Source organism: Agrococcus citreus, assembly GCF_039527715.1.
Lineage (GTDB): Bacteria > Actinomycetota > Actinomycetes > Actinomycetales > Microbacteriaceae > Agrococcus > Agrococcus citreus.
This window is the reverse complement of sequence record NZ_BAAAKK010000005.1, coordinates 150,486-168,035: the sequence shown is the minus strand read 5'-3', so window position 1 is coordinate 168,035 and position 17,550 is coordinate 150,486. Positions and strand designations below refer to the sequence as shown.

Here is a 17,550-nt window from a genome sequence, read left to right as displayed (position 1 = left end):
GCCGTCACGCTGCGCCCGCCAGCACGGGCAGCTGCTCGGCCTGCAGCACGAGCCACGGGCTGAACGCCCACGGCGTAGCCCGCAGCCCGGCCTGCAGGCGCTCGGGCTCGACCCACTGCCACTCGGCGACCTCGGTCGCGGCCGGGCGCAGCTCGCCCGCCACACGGCCCACGAACACCGGGCACACCTCGTTCTCGACGATGCCGCTCGCGTCGACGGCGCGGTACGCGAAGTCGGGCAGCGCCAGCTCGAGGCCTTCGACATCGACGCCGAGCTCGTGCTGCAGGCGGCGGCGCACCGCCGACTCCATCGACTCACCCGGGGCGGGGTGGCCGCAGCACGCGTTCGTCCAGACGCCCGGCCACGCGATCTTGCTGAGCGCGCGGCGCGTCACGAGCATCCTGCCGTCGGCGTCCAGGAGGTGGCAGGAGAATGCGAGGTGCAGCGGCGTGGAGGCCGTGTGCACGGTCGCCTTCGGCGCAGTGCCGATGGGCTGCCGACGGTCGTCGAGGAGCACCACGAGCTCCGGGTCGGTCTGCGCCATGATCGCCATGGGGCCGAGCGTAGCAAATAATGAGCCAACGCAACTATGAGTCTTTGACCCTAGTATGGCTCCATGATGCGTCCGGAGAAGCGCCCCAGCGAGGAGCGAGGCATGCTCGACCCGCGGCGCCTCGACGCATCCGCCGACCTCGTCCGCGAGCTCGGCCTGAGCGACGACGACGTCGAGGAGGTCATGGACCTCTTCCAGGCGCTGCGGCGCTGGCACGAGGCCTCGGAGGCGCAGAGCGAGGCGAGCCGCCGGTTCATGAAGCTCGGTGAGAACGACATGCGCGCGATCCGCTTCCTGATGGTCGCGCGCCGCGAGCAGCGGATCGTCACCTCGACGATGCTCGCCGAGCACCTCGGGATCACGGGCCCCTCGGTGACGAAGCTGCTCGACCGGCTCGAGCACGCCGGGCACATCCGCCGCGAGTCGCATCCCACCGACCGTCGCGCGCTGTCGATCGTCGTCACGGACGGCACGCGAGCGACCGCGACGTCGTCGGTCGGTCGCGACCACGCGCGTCGCTTCGTCGTCGCTGCCTCGATGACGAGCGCGGAGCGGCGCGCGGCGACGCACTTCCTGCGCGAGCTCGCCGACCTGCCGGTGCTCGACTACAGCGACCACGCCGCCGACTGACGAGCCGGCGCGCCGATCAGAACGGTGGCGGCGCATCCGAGGCGAATCCTGCATCGACGCGGTCGCGCCGGTCCTCCTCGGCGGCCGTCTCGGCCGGCGGCGCATCCGGTGACGGCGCCGCGCGGCGCAGGTCGTCGCGCGCGGCTCGCGCGGCATCGCGAGCGCGGACCTCGTGGATGAATCGGCGCACCCGCTGGTCGACGATGATGTCGGCCGGCCGCAGCGGGCGCGACAGGTAGAGGCCCTCGAGCGAGGTGAGCCGTGAGAGCGCGACGTACGTCTGGCCGGGGGCGAACGCGCGCGTGCCGAGGTCGACGACCGCTCGGTCGAAGGTCTTGCCCTGCGACTTGTGGATCGTCACCGCCCACGCGAGCCGCAGCGGGAACTGCGTGAACTCGGCCACGACGTTGCGCTTGATCTCCTTCGTCGTCGGCGAGTAGGAGTAGCGGTACTGCTCCCAGACCGCCGGCTCGACCTCGTGCTGCTCGCCGTCGACCTCCACCCAGACGGTGCCGCCGATGTCGACGACCTTGCCGAGCGAGCCGTTGACCCAGCGGCCCTCGGCGTCGTTGCGCAGGAACATCACCTGCGCGCCGAGCTTCATCTGCAGCTCGGCGTCGGCCGGGTACTGGCGCCCGCCGAAGTCGCCCGTGATGTCGGCCATCGCCGTCTTCGGACGGCCGGGGAGGCGCGCGAGCTCGCGCGCGTTGATGCGGTTGACGGTGTCGTTGCGCGTCGCGAGCGTGAGCACGTCGTCGCCGGGCGGCGTGCGCGCGCCCGCGTCGTTGAGCAGCTGCGCGATCTCGGCCGTCACGGTGCCGTGCCGCACGGCGTTGAGCGCCTGCTTGAACTCGAGGTCGGTCTGCCGGTGGATGTGCACGAGCTCGACGACCGTCATCTCGGTCTCCTCGCGCCAGACGCGCGCGTCGAAGAACCACATCGACTCGTAGTGGTCGGCGAAGTACGCGCGCTCCTCCGCATCGCCCGGCACCGGGGCCAGCTGGTACGGGTCGCCGAACATGACCACCTGCACGCCGCCGAACGGCACCGACCGCACGCCGCGCGCCTGGCGCAGCGACCGATCGATCGCATCCATGAGATCCGCGTTGACCATCGAGATCTCGTCGATCACGAGCAGGTCGAGCTTGCCGAGCATCGTCTTGAGCTCGGTGCGCTGCCGCAGCGGCGCGTCGGCGATGACGCCGAGCGGCAGCTTCAGCAGCGAGTGGATCGTCTGCCCGCCGACGTTGAGCGCGGCGACCCCCGTGGGGGCGCACACGATGATCTGCTTCTTCGAGTGCTCGGTGAGGTGGCGCAGCAGCGTCGACTTGCCCGTGCCCGCGCGACCGGTGATGAACAGGTGCTCGTCGCCGTCCTCGATGGACGCGAAGATCGCCAGCTGCTCCGGGGTGAGCTCGACGGTCATCCCACCATCCTCCCGCACCTGGCGCGTGGCCGCACGGAGCGTCCCCAGCGCGCCCCCGGAACCGATCGGCGCGCGCTCGGCCGGCGGCCCGAGCGCGATTGTGACCGACTGTGACACGCGAGCGGCGCGCAGCGCCGAGATGCGAGAGGATGGATGCGACGCGACCGGAGAGGGGGAACCACCATGTGCAGACTGCTCGCGCACGTCTCCCCCGCCCCTGTCACGACGCGGGACGTCATCGGCGAGCGCGCCGCGCAGGAGTGGCAGCGGCTCGGCCGCCTGCACACCGACGGCTGGGGCACCGCCTGGCTCGACGGCGAGGCCGTCCGCCGGTACCGCGACCCCGTGCGCGGCCTCGACAACCCCGACCTGACCGACGCGCTCGGCGACACCCCGTCGAGGGCGCGCCTCACGCACCTGCGGCTCGCGACCGAGGGCTTCGCGAGCCGGGTGCAGAACACGCACCCGTTCCGCGTCGACGACATCGTGCTCGCGCACAACGGCTCGGTGACACCGTTCTCGCGCCTGCGGGAGAAGGTGACCGACGACGAGCTCGCGCGCGTCGGCGGCGAGACCGACACCGCCGTCGTGTTCGCGCTCATCCTGCGCCGCCACGACGCGGGCGAGCCGCTCTTCGACGCGGTCACCGCGACGGTGACCGAGCTGCGCCGCGAGTTCCCGACCTCAGCGCTCAACCTGCTCGTGCTGTCGCGGCACGAGCTCATCGCCGTGCACGCGAACGAGGGCGCGCCCGTCCCCCTCGAGCTCTTCGAGGAGTCGGGGCTCGGCGACGACCTGCCGGCCGATCACGTCGACCACTACTACCAGCTGTCGTGGCGGCGCTCGGAGGACGGCTCGATCGCCGTCACCTCGAGCGGCCTCACCGGCGACGGCTGGAACCGCATGGCGCCCGAGACCGCGGTGCGCGTCGACCTCGCCGAGCTGACGGTCGACCGCCGCGAGCTGCACGCCTACGCCGTCGAGCCCGCGGCCTAGGAGCCGCGGATCGCTGCGGCACCCGAGCTCGTCGCGCTCCTGCGCGGCGACGCCGTGCTCGTCGACGCGACCGGCGCGCTCCCGACGCTGCCCGCCGCCGTCGACGACGACCGTGCGCTCGCCGAGGTGCTCTCGAGCGTCGGCGCCGACATCCCCGTCGCACCGACCGCCCGACTGGCGGACGGGCGGCTCGTGCACGTCGTCGGCATGCGCGGGATCGGCGCACCCGGGCGGTTCGTCGCGCCCGGCTCGCTCCCCGACCCCGAGCTCGCGCGCGTCGTCGAGCGCGCGATCGCCGAGCTCGGCCCCGCCGGCATGCCGGAGCGCCGTCCCGACTGGTTCCAGCCCGGATGGTTCGACCTCGTCGAGGCGTGGATCGACGTCGTGCTCGCGCCGACCGGCCGTCGGCGCACCGGGCCGGTCGAGCCGTTCAAGCTCTGGAGCCTCGCCGCGGTCGTGCGCGTGCCGGCCGACGGCGGCGTGCTGTGGTGCGAGGCCGCGTGCGAGCACTTCCGCACCGAGCCGCGCATTTACGCGGAGGTCGCACGCCTGCTCCCCGCGCTCGTGCCGCAGGTCGTCGCGATCGAGGCGACCGAGGGCTGGGTGCTCATGGAGCCGATGACCGGGGTCGAGGCGACCGAGCAGGCACCGGGCACCGCGCTCGAGCTGGCGCGACGATGGGCGGCCGCGCAGCTCGCGTGCGTCGCGCGTGTGCCGGAGCTGCTCGCTGCCGGCCTCGAGCGACGCGGCGTCGACGAGACGATCGACGCGTTCCGACGACTGCTCGACGAGAGCCCCGAGCTCGCGCTGCTGAGCGCGGAGGAGCTCGACGCGGCCCGTGCCGCCGCGGACCGCGCCGTGCTCCTGACGCGCGAGTGCTGGAAGGCCGGCATCCCCGAGACGCTCGCGCACGGCGACCTGCACCTCGGCAACGTCGCGTGGGACGGCGAGACGCTGCGCATCTTCGACTGGACCGACGGATGCGTCAGCCACCCGTTCCTCGACGCGGTGCACCTCGCGCGCTCCGCCGATCCGAAGGCAGCCGCCGCGGCGATCGCCGCCTACGCCGACGTCTGGCGCTCCGCGCTCCCGCACGTCGACGTCGACCGCGTGCTCGCGCTGGCACCGCTCGCCGACCTCGTCTTCCAGACCGTCACCTTCGAGCGGATCGCCGCGGCGACCGAGCCGCAGTCGGCGTGGGAGCTCGGCGGCGTCGTCGCGCGCAACCTGCGGCTGCTGCCGGGCGCGGTCGCTGCGGTCGACACCTCGGCGGTGTGAGCCGCCAGGGCGCTACTTGCGGCCGAGGACGGCGAGCACGATGCCGCCGACGACGAGCACGACGACACCGGCGGCGCCCGCGAGCCACGGGGTGGGGTCGTCGTTGTACGAGTCCTGCGCCTTGCCCACGAAGCGGTTCGCGACCTTCTTCGGGTTGACGCGATCCTCGATCTCGTTGAGGTGCTGGCGCAGCTCCTCGCGCTTGCGGTCGATGTCGCGCTGGTCGGTCATCGGAGGTCTCCGTTCGTCCTCGGCGTGGTCGCGCCCGACGTCGACGTGGCGCTGGGCAGGTCGTCGAGCGGGCTCGTGCCGTCGGCGGCGTGGCCGAGGCCCTTGACCATGTTGACGTCGTCCTTGATGCTGTCGACGGCCTCAAGGTCGTCGAAGTCCTTGTTCTTCTTGATCGAGCCGAGCCCGATGAGCGCGAGGATCGCCACGATCACGAGCAGCACGCCCGAGACGATGAGCGCCGACAGCCACGGCGCGAACACGACGTTGAGGCCCTCGAAGCCCGCGTAGAGGAGCCACGCGAAGAGGAAGATCGCGAAGAACCCGGCGGCGGCGAGCAGCGCGGCGCCCACGCCGAGCCCCTTCGCCTTGCCCGCGACCTCCTGCTTGAGGTGCTCGACCTCCGCCTTAGCGAGGTCGACGATCATCTGCGGCGTGTCCGCCAGGAGATCGCCGAGCGACTTGCGCTGGATCATGAGACGTCCTCGGGGCGGGCGATGTCGGAGCCGTGGTCGCCGCGACGCTGGCCCTTGCGCTTGACCTTGTCGATCGCCTCGCCGGCCGCGCCCGTCGCCGACTCCATGAGCTTCGGAGCCTTCGTCTCGACGAAGTGCTGCACCTCGTGGCGCTGCTTGGTCACCGAGGGCGAGTTCCACACCTTGTCGGCGGCGCTCGCGATCTGCTCGTACCGCTGACGCCCGGCCTTCGCGCCGAGCACGTAGCCCGCGCCGAGGCCGATCACGAAGAGGATCCTGCCGCGCATGTTCGCTCCTGCCGTTGGGTTGCCAGCTGTGCTGGACCTGGACGCTCAACGATACCCACGCGCGACCGGTGCGCGCTCCCAGGTTGTTCGGCGGGCGCTACCAGATCGTGACGCGCGCCTCCGGGTCGAGCCACAGCCCGTCGCCTGCCCGCACGTCGAACGCCTCGACGAACGCGTCGAGGTTCTTCACCACCTGGTTCGTGCGGTGCTCGTTCGGCGAGTGCGGGTCGAGCGAGACGAGGCGGATGGCCTCCTCCGTGCGGATCTTGAGCTGCCACGCGTAGGCCCACGAGAGGAAGAATCGCTGCGCGCCGGTGAGGCCGTCGATGACGGGCGGCTCCTCGCCGCCGAGGGAGGCCTCGTAGGCCTTCCACGCGATGCCGAGCCCGCCGAGGTCGCCGATGTTCTCGCCGATCGTGAGCGCGCCGTTGACGGTGTAGCCGGGCGCCGCGACGGGCTCGAGCGCGTCGTACTGCGCGATGAGCGAGCCGGTCCGCTCCTCGAACGCCGCGCGGTCCTCGTCCGTCCACCAGTCGATGAGGCGTCCCTCGCCGTCGTACTTCGAGCCCTGGTCGTCGAAGCCGTGGCCGATCTCGTGGCCGATGACGGCACCGATCGCACCGAAGTTCGCCGCCGCATCCCGCTCGGCGTCGAAGAACGGCGGCTGCAGGATGGCCGCCGGGAAGACGATCTCGTTGAAGCCGGGGTTGTAGTACGCGTTGACGGTCTGCGGGTTCATGAACCACTCGTCGCGGTCGATCGGACGGCCGATCTTCGCGAGCTCGCGATCGTGCTCGAAGCGCGTGGCGGCCTGCACGTTGGAGACGAGGTCGTGGCCGATCTCGAGCGAGCCGTAGTCGCGCCACCGCACCGGGTAGCCGATCTTGGGCGTGAACTGCTCGAGCTTCTCGAGAGCGCGCTGGCGGGTGCCCTCGGTCATCCACTCGAGCTTCGAGATCGAGTCGCGGTAGGCGCCGACGAGGTGCTCGATGAGCACGTCCATCGCGGCCTTCGCGTGCGGCGGGAAGTGCCGCTCGACGTAGATGCGCCCGACCGCGTCGCCGAGCATCCCCTCGACGAGCGAGACGCCGCGCTTCCAGCGCTCGCGCTGCACCGTCGCGCCGGTGAGCACCGTGCCGTAGAAGGCGAACTGGTCGCGCGAGATCTGGGTCGTGAGGTAGGAGCCGAAGGCGTGCAGGATGCTCATCCGCAGCCACGACTTCCACTCCTCGACGCGCTCGTCGACGAGCATGGTCGCGAGCCCCTCGAAGTAGCTCGGCTGCCGCACGACGACCTCCTCGAAGGTGCCCTCCGGCGCGCGGATGGCGCGCAGCCACGGCTGCAGCCGCGGGTGCGCCTCGGCCGGCCGCTGCACGTTGTACGTCTTCTCGTCGTCGCGCGACGCGACCCGGTCCCAGTGGTGCGTCGCGAGCTCGGTCTCGAGCGCGAAGACCACGACCGCCTCGGCCTCGGCCCGGTCGGATCCGAGGTGGCCGAACATCGTCGTCAGGTGCGCGAGGTACGCCTCGCGCACCTCGGCGAAGCCCTCCTCGCGGTAGTACGACTCGTCGGGCATGCCGAGGCCGCCCTGGTTCATCTGCACGATGTAGCGCGTGGGGTCGCCCGGGTCGGTGTCGACCCACTGGCCCGCGACGCTCGGCCCGCCGATCGACTCGAGGTCGCCGATGAGCGCGAGCAGGCCGTCGATGTCGGCCACCTGCTCGACGCGCTCGAGCAGCGGGCGGATGGGGTCGATGCCCTTCGCGTCGGCCGCCGCCTCGTCGAGGAACGAGCTGTACAGGTCGCCGACCTTGCGCGCGTCGGTGCCCGGCGCTGCCTCCTGCATCTCGACGACGATCTCTCGCACCGCGCGCTCGGCCTCCTCGGCGAGCACCGCGAACGAGCCCCAGCGGGCCTTGTCGTCGGGGATCTCGGTGCGCTCGAGCCAGCGCTCGTGCACGTGCATGAAGAGGTCGTCCTGCGGCCGGATCCGGTCGCTGAAGTCGTCGATGGGCAGGCCGGAGGACAGGCTGGTCATGCGGTCAGCCTACGGTCCGGTCGCGACGCTGCCGGTGGACGCTCGTCCCAGATGCTGGCTCCCGCGACCACTGGCGACGTCGAGCCGGTCGCGCGGCTAGCGTGGGCGAGTGCGGTTGCGGGTGCGGAGGCGAGGGGATGCGCTGGATCGCGAGATCCTGTCGCTCGCGGTCCCGGCGCTCGGCGCCCTGATCGCCGAGCCGGCGTTCCTGCTCGTCGACACGGCGCTCGTCGGCCACCTCGGGGCCGAGCAGCTCGCGGGCGTCGGCATCGGCGTGGCCGTGCTCTCGACCGTCGTCGGGCTGCTCATCTTCCTCGCCTACGGCACGACCCCCGCCGTCGCGCGCCTGCTCGGCTCGGGCGATCGTCCCGGCGCGATCCGCGCGGGCATCGACGGCATCTGGCTCGCGGTCGTGGCGGGCGGCGCGCTGCTGCTCGCCATGCCCCTCGCGCACCCCGTCGTCGCCCTCTTCGGTGCCGCATCCGCCGTCACCGAGCACGCGGCGACCTACCTCGGCATCTCGATCCTCGGCCTGCCGGCGATGCTCATCGTGCTCGCCGCGACCGGGCTGCTGCGCGGGCTGCAGGACACCCGCACGCCGCTCGTCGTCGCCACGATCGGCTTCGCGGCGAACGCCGTGCTCAACGTCGTGCTCATCTACGGCGCCGGGCTCGGGGTCGCGGGCAGCGCGCTCGGCACGGTCATCGCGCAGTGGGGCATGGCGGCCTTCTTCCTGTGGTTCGCCGGTTCCGAGGCCCGAAGCGCCCAGGTGCCGCTCGGCATCCGCTGGTCCGACCTCGGTCGCACCGCGACGACCGGGGGCTGGCTCTTCGTGCGCACGCTCTCGCTGCGCGCGGCGCTGCTCGCGACCACCGCGATCGCGACGCAGGCCGGCACGACGACGCTCGCCTCGACGCAGATCGCCTTCACGCTCTTCTCCACGCTCGCGTTCGCGCTCGACGCGCTCGCGATCGCCGGGCAGGCGATGGTCGGCAAGGCGCTCGGCGCGGCCGACACCGAGCAGGTGCACGCCGTCACGCGGCGGCTGCAGCGCTGGGGCGTGGGCTTCGGATGCGTCGTGGGCGCCCTGCTCCTGTCGGTCGCCTGGGTGCTCGGCGGCGTCTTCACCTCCGATCCCGGCGTGCTCGCCGCGCTGCCGATCGCGCTCGTGCTGCTCGCCCTCGCGCAGCCGATCGCGGGCTTCGTCTTCGTGCTCGACGGCGTGCTCATCGGCGCGGGCGACGTGCGCTACCTCGCCTGGACGGGGGTCGTGAACCTCGCCGTCTACCTGCCGCTGCTGCTGCTCGCGCTCGTGCCCGGCTGGGACGCGCTCCCGGTGATCTGGGCGGCGTTCTCGTTCGGCTACCTCGGCGCCCGCGCGGTGACCCTCGGGCTGCGCGCCCGCTCCGATGCGTGGGTGCGCACCGGCGCCGCCCGCTGAGCCGCGGCTCGACCGAGCGGCGGAGGAGGGTCCGTCGACCGACGGATGCGCCTGCGCACCGGGCCCTGCGAGGGTGGCACGGTCGGCCGGCGCGGTGACCGCACGCCGCTCGAGCCGATCACGGATCGAGGAGGAGACACGCATGCGCACACGAGACGTCCTGAAGACCGTCGGAGCCATCGCCGCCGTCGCGGCCCTCACCGGCGCGAGCGCCGTGCCCGCCGGGCCAGCACCGGTCGCCCTGCCGGACGAGGCCGCGCTCCACGAGCAGCTCTGGTCGGCGCCGGCGAGCGCGCGGTCGGCGCCCTCGGCCGCGACCGCCACGGAGCTCGATCTCGGCGCCGCCGTCGACGCGATCGTCGCCGCTGGCGCGATCGGCGCCACCGCTCGGGTCGAGGTGGGCGACGAGGTCTGGGCCGACGCCGCGGGCACCCGGGGGCTCGATCGCAACCCGCCGGCGCTGCCGCACAGCCCCTTCCGGGCGGCGAGCAACACGAAGACGATGATCGCCGCGCTCGTCCTGCAGGAGGTCGCTGCCGGCACCTGGTCGCTCGACACCCGGATCGGCGACGTCGTGCCCGGCATCTTCCCCGCGCACCCCGACGTGACGCTGCGCGAGCTGCTGAGCCACACCGCCGGCACGCCGTACGGCACCGACCTGCTGCTGCTCAGCCACATCGACGACCCCACCTCGGTGGAGGAGTCGATCGCGGTGCTCGGCGACCGCTACCCCGACGCCGAGCACCTCGCCGCCGCGAACGCCGGTGCGTGGACCGAGCCGGGCGGCTTCGTGTACTCGAACGTCGCCTACGTCGCCCTCGGTGTCGCGCTCGAGGCGGCGACGGGCGAGCAGGTCGGCGACCTGCTGCGCGACCGCATCTGGAAGCCGCTCGGGATGCACTCGACGAGCTATCCCGACGCGCCCGGCATGCGCGGGAACGCGCTGCAGGAGGCGATGTGGGACGGCGCGACGTGGCACGACCTGCGGCACTTCGACCCGAGCTTCTTCTCGCACGCCGGGGCCGTCGTCACGACCACGCAGGACCTCTCGACCTTCACCGAGGCGCTCGTCACCGGCCGCGTGGTGCCGGCGGAGCTGCTCGACGACATGCTCACGCCGGTGAGCGATGCACCGATGGCGTACGGCCTCGGCGTCTACCGGGTGCCCGACCCGTGCGAGCCGGGCGCGTGGCTCTACGGCCACGACGGCGGCGCGATGGGCACGGTGAGCGTCGGCTACACGTCGGCCGACGGCGAGCGGCAGGTGGCGTTCGCGGTCACGGGACGCGACGCATCCGGCGCCGCGACGCCGCTCTACGACCTGAACGCGCTGCTCGTGCCCATGCTGCTGGCGAGCTGCGGGTAGTCGGCCGGCTCAGGGCGCCGCGTTCCACGCGTCGGCGAGCGCCTCGCGATCGACGGTGCCCGCGACGTCGTCCAGGTCGTCGGGCGCGAGCGGGTCGGCGATCGTGAGGCGCACGGTCTCTCCGGAGGTCGCGCTCGAGAGCTGCGCGGGCGCGCCGATCGGCAGCACGGGCTTGAGCCGCACCATGTCTGCGAGCTCACCCGTCAGCTCGACGACCACCCACCGATCGCCTCCCACCGCGGCCTCCCGCACGGTGAGGTCTGCCACCCCGGGATCGACCGCGAGGGCCGCGAACGCATCGATGCTGTCGCTCTGCGCGCCGCGCGGGCGGCTGTACTCGAGCGCCCCGGTCGCGGCGGTGCCGTCGCCCACCAGGATCGTGAGCGCGAGGTCGGCGAGCTCCGGATGCGCGACGGCAGCGTCGTGGACCGCGGTCACCTGCCGAGGATCGAGCGTGCGCAGGGTGACACCGGTGCTGGCGGCCTCGACGCCGTCGACGCCGGGGATCTCGCGCAGGGCGTCGAGCAGCGGTGCGAGCTCCTCGAACCGAGCCTGCTCCGCAGGATCGAGGCTGCCGAGCACGACGCGGGGGCGCAGGTCGCGACCCGCGGCGGCGTCGGCCGCGGCCTGGACGGGTGCGGGGTCGGCGGTCGGCGCGATGGCGATGGTGAGCACGCCGTCCTCAAGCGCGAACTGCGCGATCTCCGCAGCGGCGCCGACCGCCGCGAGCGTCTCGCCCACGGTGTCGGGCAGCCGATCGATGGCGACCGAGACCCTGCCGTCGGGCTCGGAGAGCGATCCCTCGAGGCGCAGGCCCGAGGGCAGCTCGATCGAGCGGAGCAGGTCGGCGTCGGCGTCGAGGTCGGCGGCGGTGCCGGCATACGGCAGCGCGTCGTCCGTCGCTCGCGTCGCGCACGACCACTCGCCCGCGAGGCTCGCACCCGCCGCGTGCAGCGCATCCCGCAGCTCGAGCTTGCGGTCTGCCTGCGGATCGCCGACGCAGACGCCGACACCGTTCGCCTGCACGCCGCTGCCGTCGAACGACGCGCTCGACGGCTGGAACGACGCGACGAACGCGACGACCTCGGCGAAGACCTCCGGCGATGTCTCGGGCAGCAGCACGACGCTCCCGAACGCTCGACCGGTGAACGGCAGGTCGTTGGTCGAGCTGATGCGCAGCTCCTCGATGTGCTCGCCGAACTCCGCCTCGAGCGCCGCCTCGACCTGATCCCGGGCGGCGCTCCCGGCGTTGACGGGGCCGCACCCGCTCAGCAGCAGCGCGGCGGCGACGGCCGGCGCCACCCACAGGATCGAGCGTCGCATGCTGCTCCTCGTGTCGGCGGCCGCGAGCCGCACGCTCGCGTCCTCGCAGTATGCCGCCTGCCGCTCCGTCAGACGAGGGCGTCGCGACGGCGGAAGCGCACGGCCGAGGCGGCGAGCAGCGCTGCGGCGATGCCGAGCAGCCACCAGCTGCCCGTCCAGTCGGGCTCCGCCGCGAGCGGGTTCGCGATCCAGTGGAACGGGCTGAGGTTCTCGATCCACCCCCAGGCATCGCCGAGGAGCGGCGCGAACTGCCCGACGAGCATGAGCCCGATGAGGAGCACCCAGCCCAACCACGCGACGGTCGACGGCAGGAACGCGACGAGCGCCGCCCCCACCGCGAGGTAGATCGCGATGAGCGGCAGGTGCGTGACGGCGATCGCGACGAGCTGGCCCCAGCGATCGTCGCCGTCGGCGGCGAGGGATGCGCCGGTCACGACCGTGAACGCAGCGAGGGTCGCGAGGGCGGCGAGCACGCCGAGCAGCGCGTGGCTGCCGAGCCAGCCGGAGCGGCGCACCGGCGTCGCGAGCACGAGCTCGCCGTGCGCCTGCTCCTCGTGCCGCAGCCGCAGCACCGCCTGCATCGCGGCCGCGCTCGCGATCACGCCGAGGATCCCCGCGATCGCCGTGATGAACGTCCCCTCCGAGTCACCGCCGCCCTCCTCGCCGAGCTGCGCCACGAGCGCGCGCAGCGTCGGGTTGTCGTCGAGCGCGCCGGCGATGATCGGCGCCATCCGGCCGGCGAGCACGCCCATCACGACGCCGACGACGACCCAGCCGATCGTGGCGCCGCGCAGCAGCCGACCGGTGAGGCCGAGCGGCGCGCCGACCGGGTGCCAGCCGAGCATCGCGCTCCCGGCGCCGCGCCCCGCGCGCTCCGGCAGCAGCGATCGGCCCAGCTCGCGCCGGGATTCCAGCGCGACGACCACGAGCGCGAGCGCCGCGGCCGCCGCGACGAAGAGCAGCAGAGGCGTGCCGTCGGGAGCCCACGGCTCGTCGGCGAACGGATGCGCGAGCGCGCCCCAGCCGATCGGCGACGCCCAGCTGGGCCACGCCGACTCCACCCGGGTGAGGTCGGCGCTCGGCTCGCCGAGCGCATCCCCGATGCCGCGCACGAAGAACCAGGCACCGACGATGAGGGACGCAGCGCCGTTCGCGGCGCGGGAGGTCGGGAGCACCTGGCCTGCGAGCAGGCCGACGAGCATCGCCGTGACCCCGACCCCGGCGAGCGCCGCGGCGAGCAGGAGGGAGCCGAGCACGGGCAGGCCGAGGGCGACGGACGCGCCGAAGGTCGCGGCGCACACGACGAGCAGCTCGATGGCACCCGCCACCAGGATGGCGACGAGCGGCGCCCAGCGGCCGACCGCGGTGCCGCGCACGAGCTCCGCGCGGCCGGCGTCCTCGTCGCCGCGCGAGTGCCGCACGGCGAAGAACGTCATCATGAACGCCACCATCACGGCGAGGAAGGCGTAGGTCGAGACGAACATGACCGCGCCGAGGCTCGTGCCGGACGGTGCCCCGCGCAGCAGGAGCAGCCCCGGCTGCGCAGACAGCAGCGCCACGAGCCCGCGGCGCCCTGCCTCGTCGAACGCCGCGCCCACGCCGCCGACGACCGCCGCCCAGAGACCCGCGACGCCGAGCACCCAGAGCACCACGGTGAGGCGGTCGCGCCGCAGAGCAGCGGCGAGCAGGATGCCGGTGCCGGTCATCGTCACCTCGAGTGGCGGCCGTGGCCGGGCGCATCCGGCGCATCAGGGCGCTCGGCGGCGGACGCATCCGCATGCAGCTCGCCGATGGCGCGCTCGGCGCGCGCTCGCTCGAGCCGGGGGCCGTCGCCGTAGTGGCGCAGGAAGAGCTCCTCGAGGCTCGGTGGCGTGAGCGTCACGCTGCGAGCGCCGTGCTCGCCGAGCCAGCGCAGCAGCGCGGGCATGTCCTCCCCCGCGACCGAGCCGCGGACGCGCTCCCCGTCGACCGACACGTCGGCGATCGGCACGCCCTCGGGCGCGGGACCGCGATAGGCGACGACCGTGTGCCGCAGGTGCCGCAGCTCGTCGAGCGTGCCGGCCTCGACGATGGCCCCGTCGCGGATGATCGACACGCGCGAGCACAGCCGCTCGACCTCGCTCAGGATGTGGCTCGACAGCAGCACGGTCGCGCCGCGATCGGCCACGCGCCGCACCTCGGCCTGGAAGACGCTCTCCATGAGCGGATCGAGCCCGCTCGTCGGCTCGTCGAGGATGTAGAGGTCGGCCTCGCTCGCGAACGCCGCGACGAGCGCGACCTTCTGCCGGTTGCCCTTCGAGTAGGTCTTCGCCCTCCGACGCGGGTCGAGGTCGAAGGCGCGCAGCAGCCGCTCCCGGTCGGCGGCCGGCGCCCGGTGACCCCGCAGCCGCGTGATCGTGTCGATCGCCTCGCCGCCCGTGAGGCCCGGCCACAGCGTGACGTCGCCGGGCACGTAGGCGACCCGGCGGTGGATCGCGACCGAGTCGCGCCACGGGTCCATGCCGAGCACGCTCGCCTCGCCGCCGGAGGCGCGGAGCATGCCGAGCAGCACGCGGATCGCGGTCGACTTGCCCGCGCCGTTCGGCCCGAGGAAGCCGTGCACGTCGCCCGCCTCCACGACGAGATCGAGCCCGTCGAGCGCGCGCACGCGCCCGAACCGCTTGTCGAGGCCCCGGGTCTCGATGACGGGGGTCCCGACGACCGCGTCCTCCATGGCGCCGACGCTACTCCCGACCGTGCGGCGGGGCGTGGGCGAACACGGCAGAATGTCCGGGTGCCCCAACTGACCGCCTGGCGGAACGCCGTCTTCGCCGCCTTCTTCGCGATGGGCTTCGGCTACGCGAGCTGGATGGCGCGCGTGCCGCACGTGCGCGACGTGCTCGACATCTCCACCGGCGAGATGGGGCTCATCCTGCTCGGCATCTCGATCGGGTCGGTCACGGGCCTGCTCGTCGCGAGCCACATCATCCACGCGCTCGGCACGCGCACGGTCGTCTCCTTCGGCATGATGGCGGTCTCGTGCGGCCTCGCGCTCGCCGGCTGGGCCGCCGACGCGGGGTCGGTCTGGCTCGTGATCGCGGGCTTCATCCTCGGCGGAAGCCTGACCGGCGTCACCGACGTCGCGATGAACATCTCGGGCGCCGCGAACGAGCGCCGGCTCGGCAAGCCGATCATGCCGGTGTTCCACGCCTTCTTCTCGATCGGCACCGTCGCGGGCGCCGGCCTCGGCGGGCTGTGCGAGCTGCTCGGGATCGGGCTCGGCTGGCAGGCCACCGCCGTCGCGGCCATCACGATCGGGCTCGGCCTCGTCGTCCGCCGCCACCTGCCGGCCGACACGGTCGAGGAGCACGAGGAGCCCGTCACGCTGCGCGAGCGCCTCGCGGTGTGGAAGGACCCGCGCACGCTGCTGCTCGGCCTGCTCGTGCTCGGCATGTCGCTCACCGAGGGGAGCGCGAACGACTGGCTCGCGCTCGTGATGGTCGACGGGCACGCGTTCTCGAAGGAGGGCGGCGCGTTCATGCTCGCGCTGTTCCTGACCGCGATGACCGGCGGCCGCCTGCTCGGCGTCTCGCTGCTCGCCCGCTTCGGCCGCGTGCCGGTGCTGCGCGGCACCGCGGCGCTCGCGGCGATCGGCCTGCTGCTCGTCATCATCGCCGACCAGCCGGCGCTCGTCATCACGGGCGTCGTGCTGTGGGGCCTCGGCGCGAGCCTCGGCTTCCCGGTGGGCATGAGCGCCGCCGCCGACGAGCCGCGGCTCGCCGCCGCCCGCGTGGGCACGGTCTCGGCGATCGGCTACCTCGCCTTCCTCGCCGGTCCCCCGCTCATCGGCCTGCTCGGCGACGCCGTCGGCCTCCGCAACGCCATGTTCGTCGTGCTCGCGTTCGTGCTGCTCTCGCTGCTCACCAGCCACGTCGCGCGCGAGCGCGACCCCGTCAAGGAGGTGCGATCGTGAGGATCGTCGTCGCCCACTGCTCGGTCGACTACGCGGGCCGCCTCTCGGCGCACCTGCCGCTCGCCCCGCGCGTGCTCATGCTCAAGGCCGACGGCTCGATCCTCGTGCACTCCGACGGCGGCTCGTACAAGCCGCTCAACTGGATGAGCCCGCCCGCCGTCTTCACCGCATCCGAGCCCGACGACGACCAGCGGGATGCCGGCATCACCGAGGTGTGGACGGTCACGCACCGGAAGACCGGCGACTCGCTCATCGTGTCGGTGCACGAGGTGCTCGCCGACTCGAGCCACGAGCTCGGCGTCGATCCCGGCCTCGTGAAGGACGGCGTCGAGGCGCACCTGCAGGTGCTGCTCGCGGAGCAGATCGAGCGGCTCGGCGACGGCTTCGAGCTCTGGCGGCGCGAGTACATGACGCCGATCGGACCGGTCGACATCCTCGCGAAGGATGCGTCCGGCGCGACGGTCGCGGTCGAGATCAAGCGCCGCGGCGAGATCGACGGCGTCGAGCAGCTGACGCGCTACCTCGAGCTGCTCAACCGCGACCCGCGCATCGCGCCCGTCGCGGGCGTGTTCGCCGCGCAGGAGATCAAGCCGCAGGCGCGCACGCTCGCCGAGGACCGCGGCATCCGCTGCGTCGTGCTCGACTACGACGAGATGCGCGGCATCGACTCGGGTCGCGCGCGGCTCTTCTAGCGCGTCAGTCGTCGTCGCGGCTGCCGGGCGGCCAGCCCTCCTCCTCGGCGTCGGTGAAGTCGCTCGTGGACGACCACCGCGCGTCGAGCTGCTCGCCGAGCGCTGCCGCATCGCCGGCCGGTGCGACGGCCTCCTCGCCCGGACCGCCAGCGTAGGGCTCGATCCGCTCCTGCCACGCGCCCGTCGCCTGCGGCACGACGCCGATCGGCGAGGCGTACGGATCGACGTGGTCGCGCGAGGGGGCGGAGCCGGGCGGCAGGTCGTCGCTCCTCGAGGCGTAGGGCTCGACGCGGTCGGGATGCACGGGTCGGCCGCTCGGCAGCAGGTCGTCGCGCGACGCGTACGGCTCGACGCGCTCCGGTGACGGCGCCGAGCCTGCCGGCAGCGGGTCCTCGCGCGACGCGTAGGGCTCGACGCGGTCGCGCCAGCCGCCGCTCGCGGCGGGCCCGCCGAAGTCGTCGTCGACGAACGGCGATCCCTCCGCACCGTCCGGCCGGGGCGGCTCCGCCTCCGGACGCTCTCCTGGATCGGGCATGGAGACCTCCCATCTCTCGCGCGGCGGGCTGCTGAAGCTCACGTCGAACGGATGCCCCGTGGTCGCGGGCGGCTGCGGCGCCTCGAGCGCGACGCCCTCGGCGTCGGTGCGCGTGTCGCAGATCGGGCACTGGAGCGCGGCGACGCGACCGCCGCCGTCGACGTCGACGACGCATCCGCCGATCACGACGTCGCCCGCGTCGGCGACGTCGGCGATCGTGCCGTAGCCCCACACGATCTCGCGCAGGGCGGAGCCGCAGTTGGGGCATGCGCGCGCGGTCGCCATGCCGCCACGGTAGTCCGCGCAGCCCTCCGGAGCCAGAGGTGCCT

At 73.3% G+C, this 17,550-nt stretch carries 17 protein-coding genes; 7 read left to right on the top strand and 10 right to left on the bottom strand.

From position 1 onward, the window contains the following. Positions 1–4 precede the first annotated feature (4 nt). Positions 5–553, bottom strand: coding sequence for an isopentenyl-diphosphate Delta-isomerase (idi, locus tag ABD106_RS09565; RefSeq protein ID WP_425545737.1), 549 nt, complete (start codon positions 551–553; stop codon positions 5–7). A gap of 63 nt (positions 554–616) precedes the next feature. On the opposite strand from idi, the gene ABD106_RS09560 reads away from it, so the two are divergent. Continuing rightward, positions 617–1,183, top strand: a complete 567-nt coding sequence (locus tag ABD106_RS09560; protein WP_343919761.1) for a MarR family winged helix-turn-helix transcriptional regulator — start codon at positions 617–619, stop codon at positions 1,181–1,183. A gap of 16 nt (positions 1,184–1,199) precedes the next feature. On the opposite strand, the gene ABD106_RS09555 is transcribed toward ABD106_RS09560, so the two are convergent. Next, complete coding sequence (locus ABD106_RS09555) at positions 1,200–2,609, bottom strand: ATP-dependent DNA helicase (RefSeq protein ID WP_343919759.1); 1,410 nt, start codon at positions 2,607–2,609, stop codon at positions 1,200–1,202. A gap of 183 nt (positions 2,610–2,792) precedes the next feature. Here ABD106_RS09555 and ABD106_RS09550 point away from each other — a divergent pair, with 183 nt between their 5' ends. Next, complete coding sequence (locus tag ABD106_RS09550) at positions 2,793–3,605, top strand: class II glutamine amidotransferase (RefSeq protein ID WP_343919757.1); 813 nt, start codon at positions 2,793–2,795, stop codon at positions 3,603–3,605. A 54-nt stretch (positions 3,606–3,659) separates the two neighbouring features. Then, positions 3,660–4,883 carry a phosphotransferase family protein gene (locus ABD106_RS09545; RefSeq protein ID WP_343919755.1) on the top strand — a complete coding sequence of 408 codons (1,224 nt, stop codon included), beginning with the start codon at positions 3,660–3,662 and terminating at the stop codon, positions 4,881–4,883. 12 nt (positions 4,884–4,895) lie between these two features. Here ABD106_RS09545 and ABD106_RS09540 read toward each other — a convergent pair whose 3' ends face one another. From ABD106_RS09540 to ABD106_RS09525, 4 genes are all read right to left on the bottom strand, one after another. Beyond that, positions 4,896–5,114, bottom strand: coding sequence for a DUF3618 domain-containing protein (locus ABD106_RS09540; protein ID WP_343919753.1), 219 nt, complete (start codon positions 5,112–5,114; stop codon positions 4,896–4,898). After that, positions 5,111–5,587, bottom strand: a complete 477-nt coding sequence (locus ABD106_RS09535) for a phage holin family protein (protein WP_343919751.1) — start codon at positions 5,585–5,587, stop codon at positions 5,111–5,113. The genes ABD106_RS09540 and ABD106_RS09535 overlap by 4 nt, the downstream gene beginning before the upstream one ends. Then, a complete protein-coding gene (locus ABD106_RS09530) occupies positions 5,584–5,874 on the bottom strand; it encodes a hypothetical protein (protein ID WP_343919749.1) in 291 nt (96 codons plus the stop codon). The genes ABD106_RS09535 and ABD106_RS09530 overlap by 4 nt, the downstream gene beginning before the upstream one ends. A gap of 97 nt (positions 5,875–5,971) precedes the next feature. Next, the gene (locus ABD106_RS09525; RefSeq protein WP_343919747.1) at positions 5,972–7,912 is read right to left on the bottom strand and encodes a M13 family metallopeptidase; all 1,941 of its coding nucleotides are present in this window, start codon (positions 7,910–7,912) and stop codon (positions 5,972–5,974) included. Positions 7,913–8,021: 109 nt separating this feature from the next. Between ABD106_RS09525 and ABD106_RS09520 the strand changes: the two genes are divergently transcribed. Both ABD106_RS09520 and ABD106_RS09515 read left to right on the top strand, forming a co-directional pair. Further along, the gene (locus tag ABD106_RS09520; protein WP_343919745.1) at positions 8,022–9,353 is read left to right on the top strand and encodes an MATE family efflux transporter; all 1,332 of its coding nucleotides are present in this window, start codon (positions 8,022–8,024) and stop codon (positions 9,351–9,353) included. Between the two features lie 142 nt (positions 9,354–9,495). Then, a complete protein-coding gene (locus ABD106_RS09515) occupies positions 9,496–10,719 on the top strand; it encodes a serine hydrolase domain-containing protein (protein WP_343919743.1) in 1,224 nt (407 codons plus the stop codon). A gap of 9 nt (positions 10,720–10,728) precedes the next feature. Here the strand turns inward: ABD106_RS09515 and ABD106_RS09510 are convergent, their stop codons facing one another. The 3 genes from ABD106_RS09510 to ABD106_RS09500 form a co-directional block, all read right to left on the bottom strand. After that, a complete protein-coding gene (locus tag ABD106_RS09510) occupies positions 10,729–12,042 on the bottom strand; it encodes a hypothetical protein (protein ID WP_343919741.1) in 1,314 nt (437 codons plus the stop codon). Between the two features lie 68 nt (positions 12,043–12,110). Continuing rightward, positions 12,111–13,748, bottom strand: coding sequence for a hypothetical protein (locus ABD106_RS09505; protein ID WP_343919739.1), 1,638 nt, complete (start codon positions 13,746–13,748; stop codon positions 12,111–12,113). Positions 13,749–13,750: 2 nt separating this feature from the next. Continuing rightward, on the bottom strand, positions 13,751–14,755 hold the full coding sequence (locus tag ABD106_RS09500) for an ABC transporter ATP-binding protein (RefSeq protein WP_343919737.1): 1,005 nt from the start codon (positions 14,753–14,755) through the stop codon (positions 13,751–13,753). Positions 14,756–14,815: 60 nt separating this feature from the next. Between ABD106_RS09500 and ABD106_RS09495 the strand changes: the two genes are divergently transcribed. Beyond that, entirely contained in the window at positions 14,816–15,994 is a 1,179-nt protein-coding gene (locus ABD106_RS09495) for an MFS transporter (RefSeq protein ID WP_343919735.1), read from the top strand. Next, positions 15,991–16,686, top strand: coding sequence for an endonuclease NucS (nucS, locus tag ABD106_RS09490; protein ID WP_343919733.1), 696 nt, complete (start codon positions 15,991–15,993; stop codon positions 16,684–16,686). The genes ABD106_RS09495 and nucS overlap by 4 nt, the downstream gene beginning before the upstream one ends. A gap of 4 nt (positions 16,687–16,690) precedes the next feature. Here nucS and ABD106_RS09485 read toward each other — a convergent pair whose 3' ends face one another. Continuing rightward, entirely contained in the window at positions 16,691–17,506 is an 816-nt protein-coding gene (locus ABD106_RS09485) for a hypothetical protein (RefSeq protein WP_343919731.1), read from the bottom strand. Between the last annotated feature and the right edge of the window lie 44 nt (positions 17,507–17,550).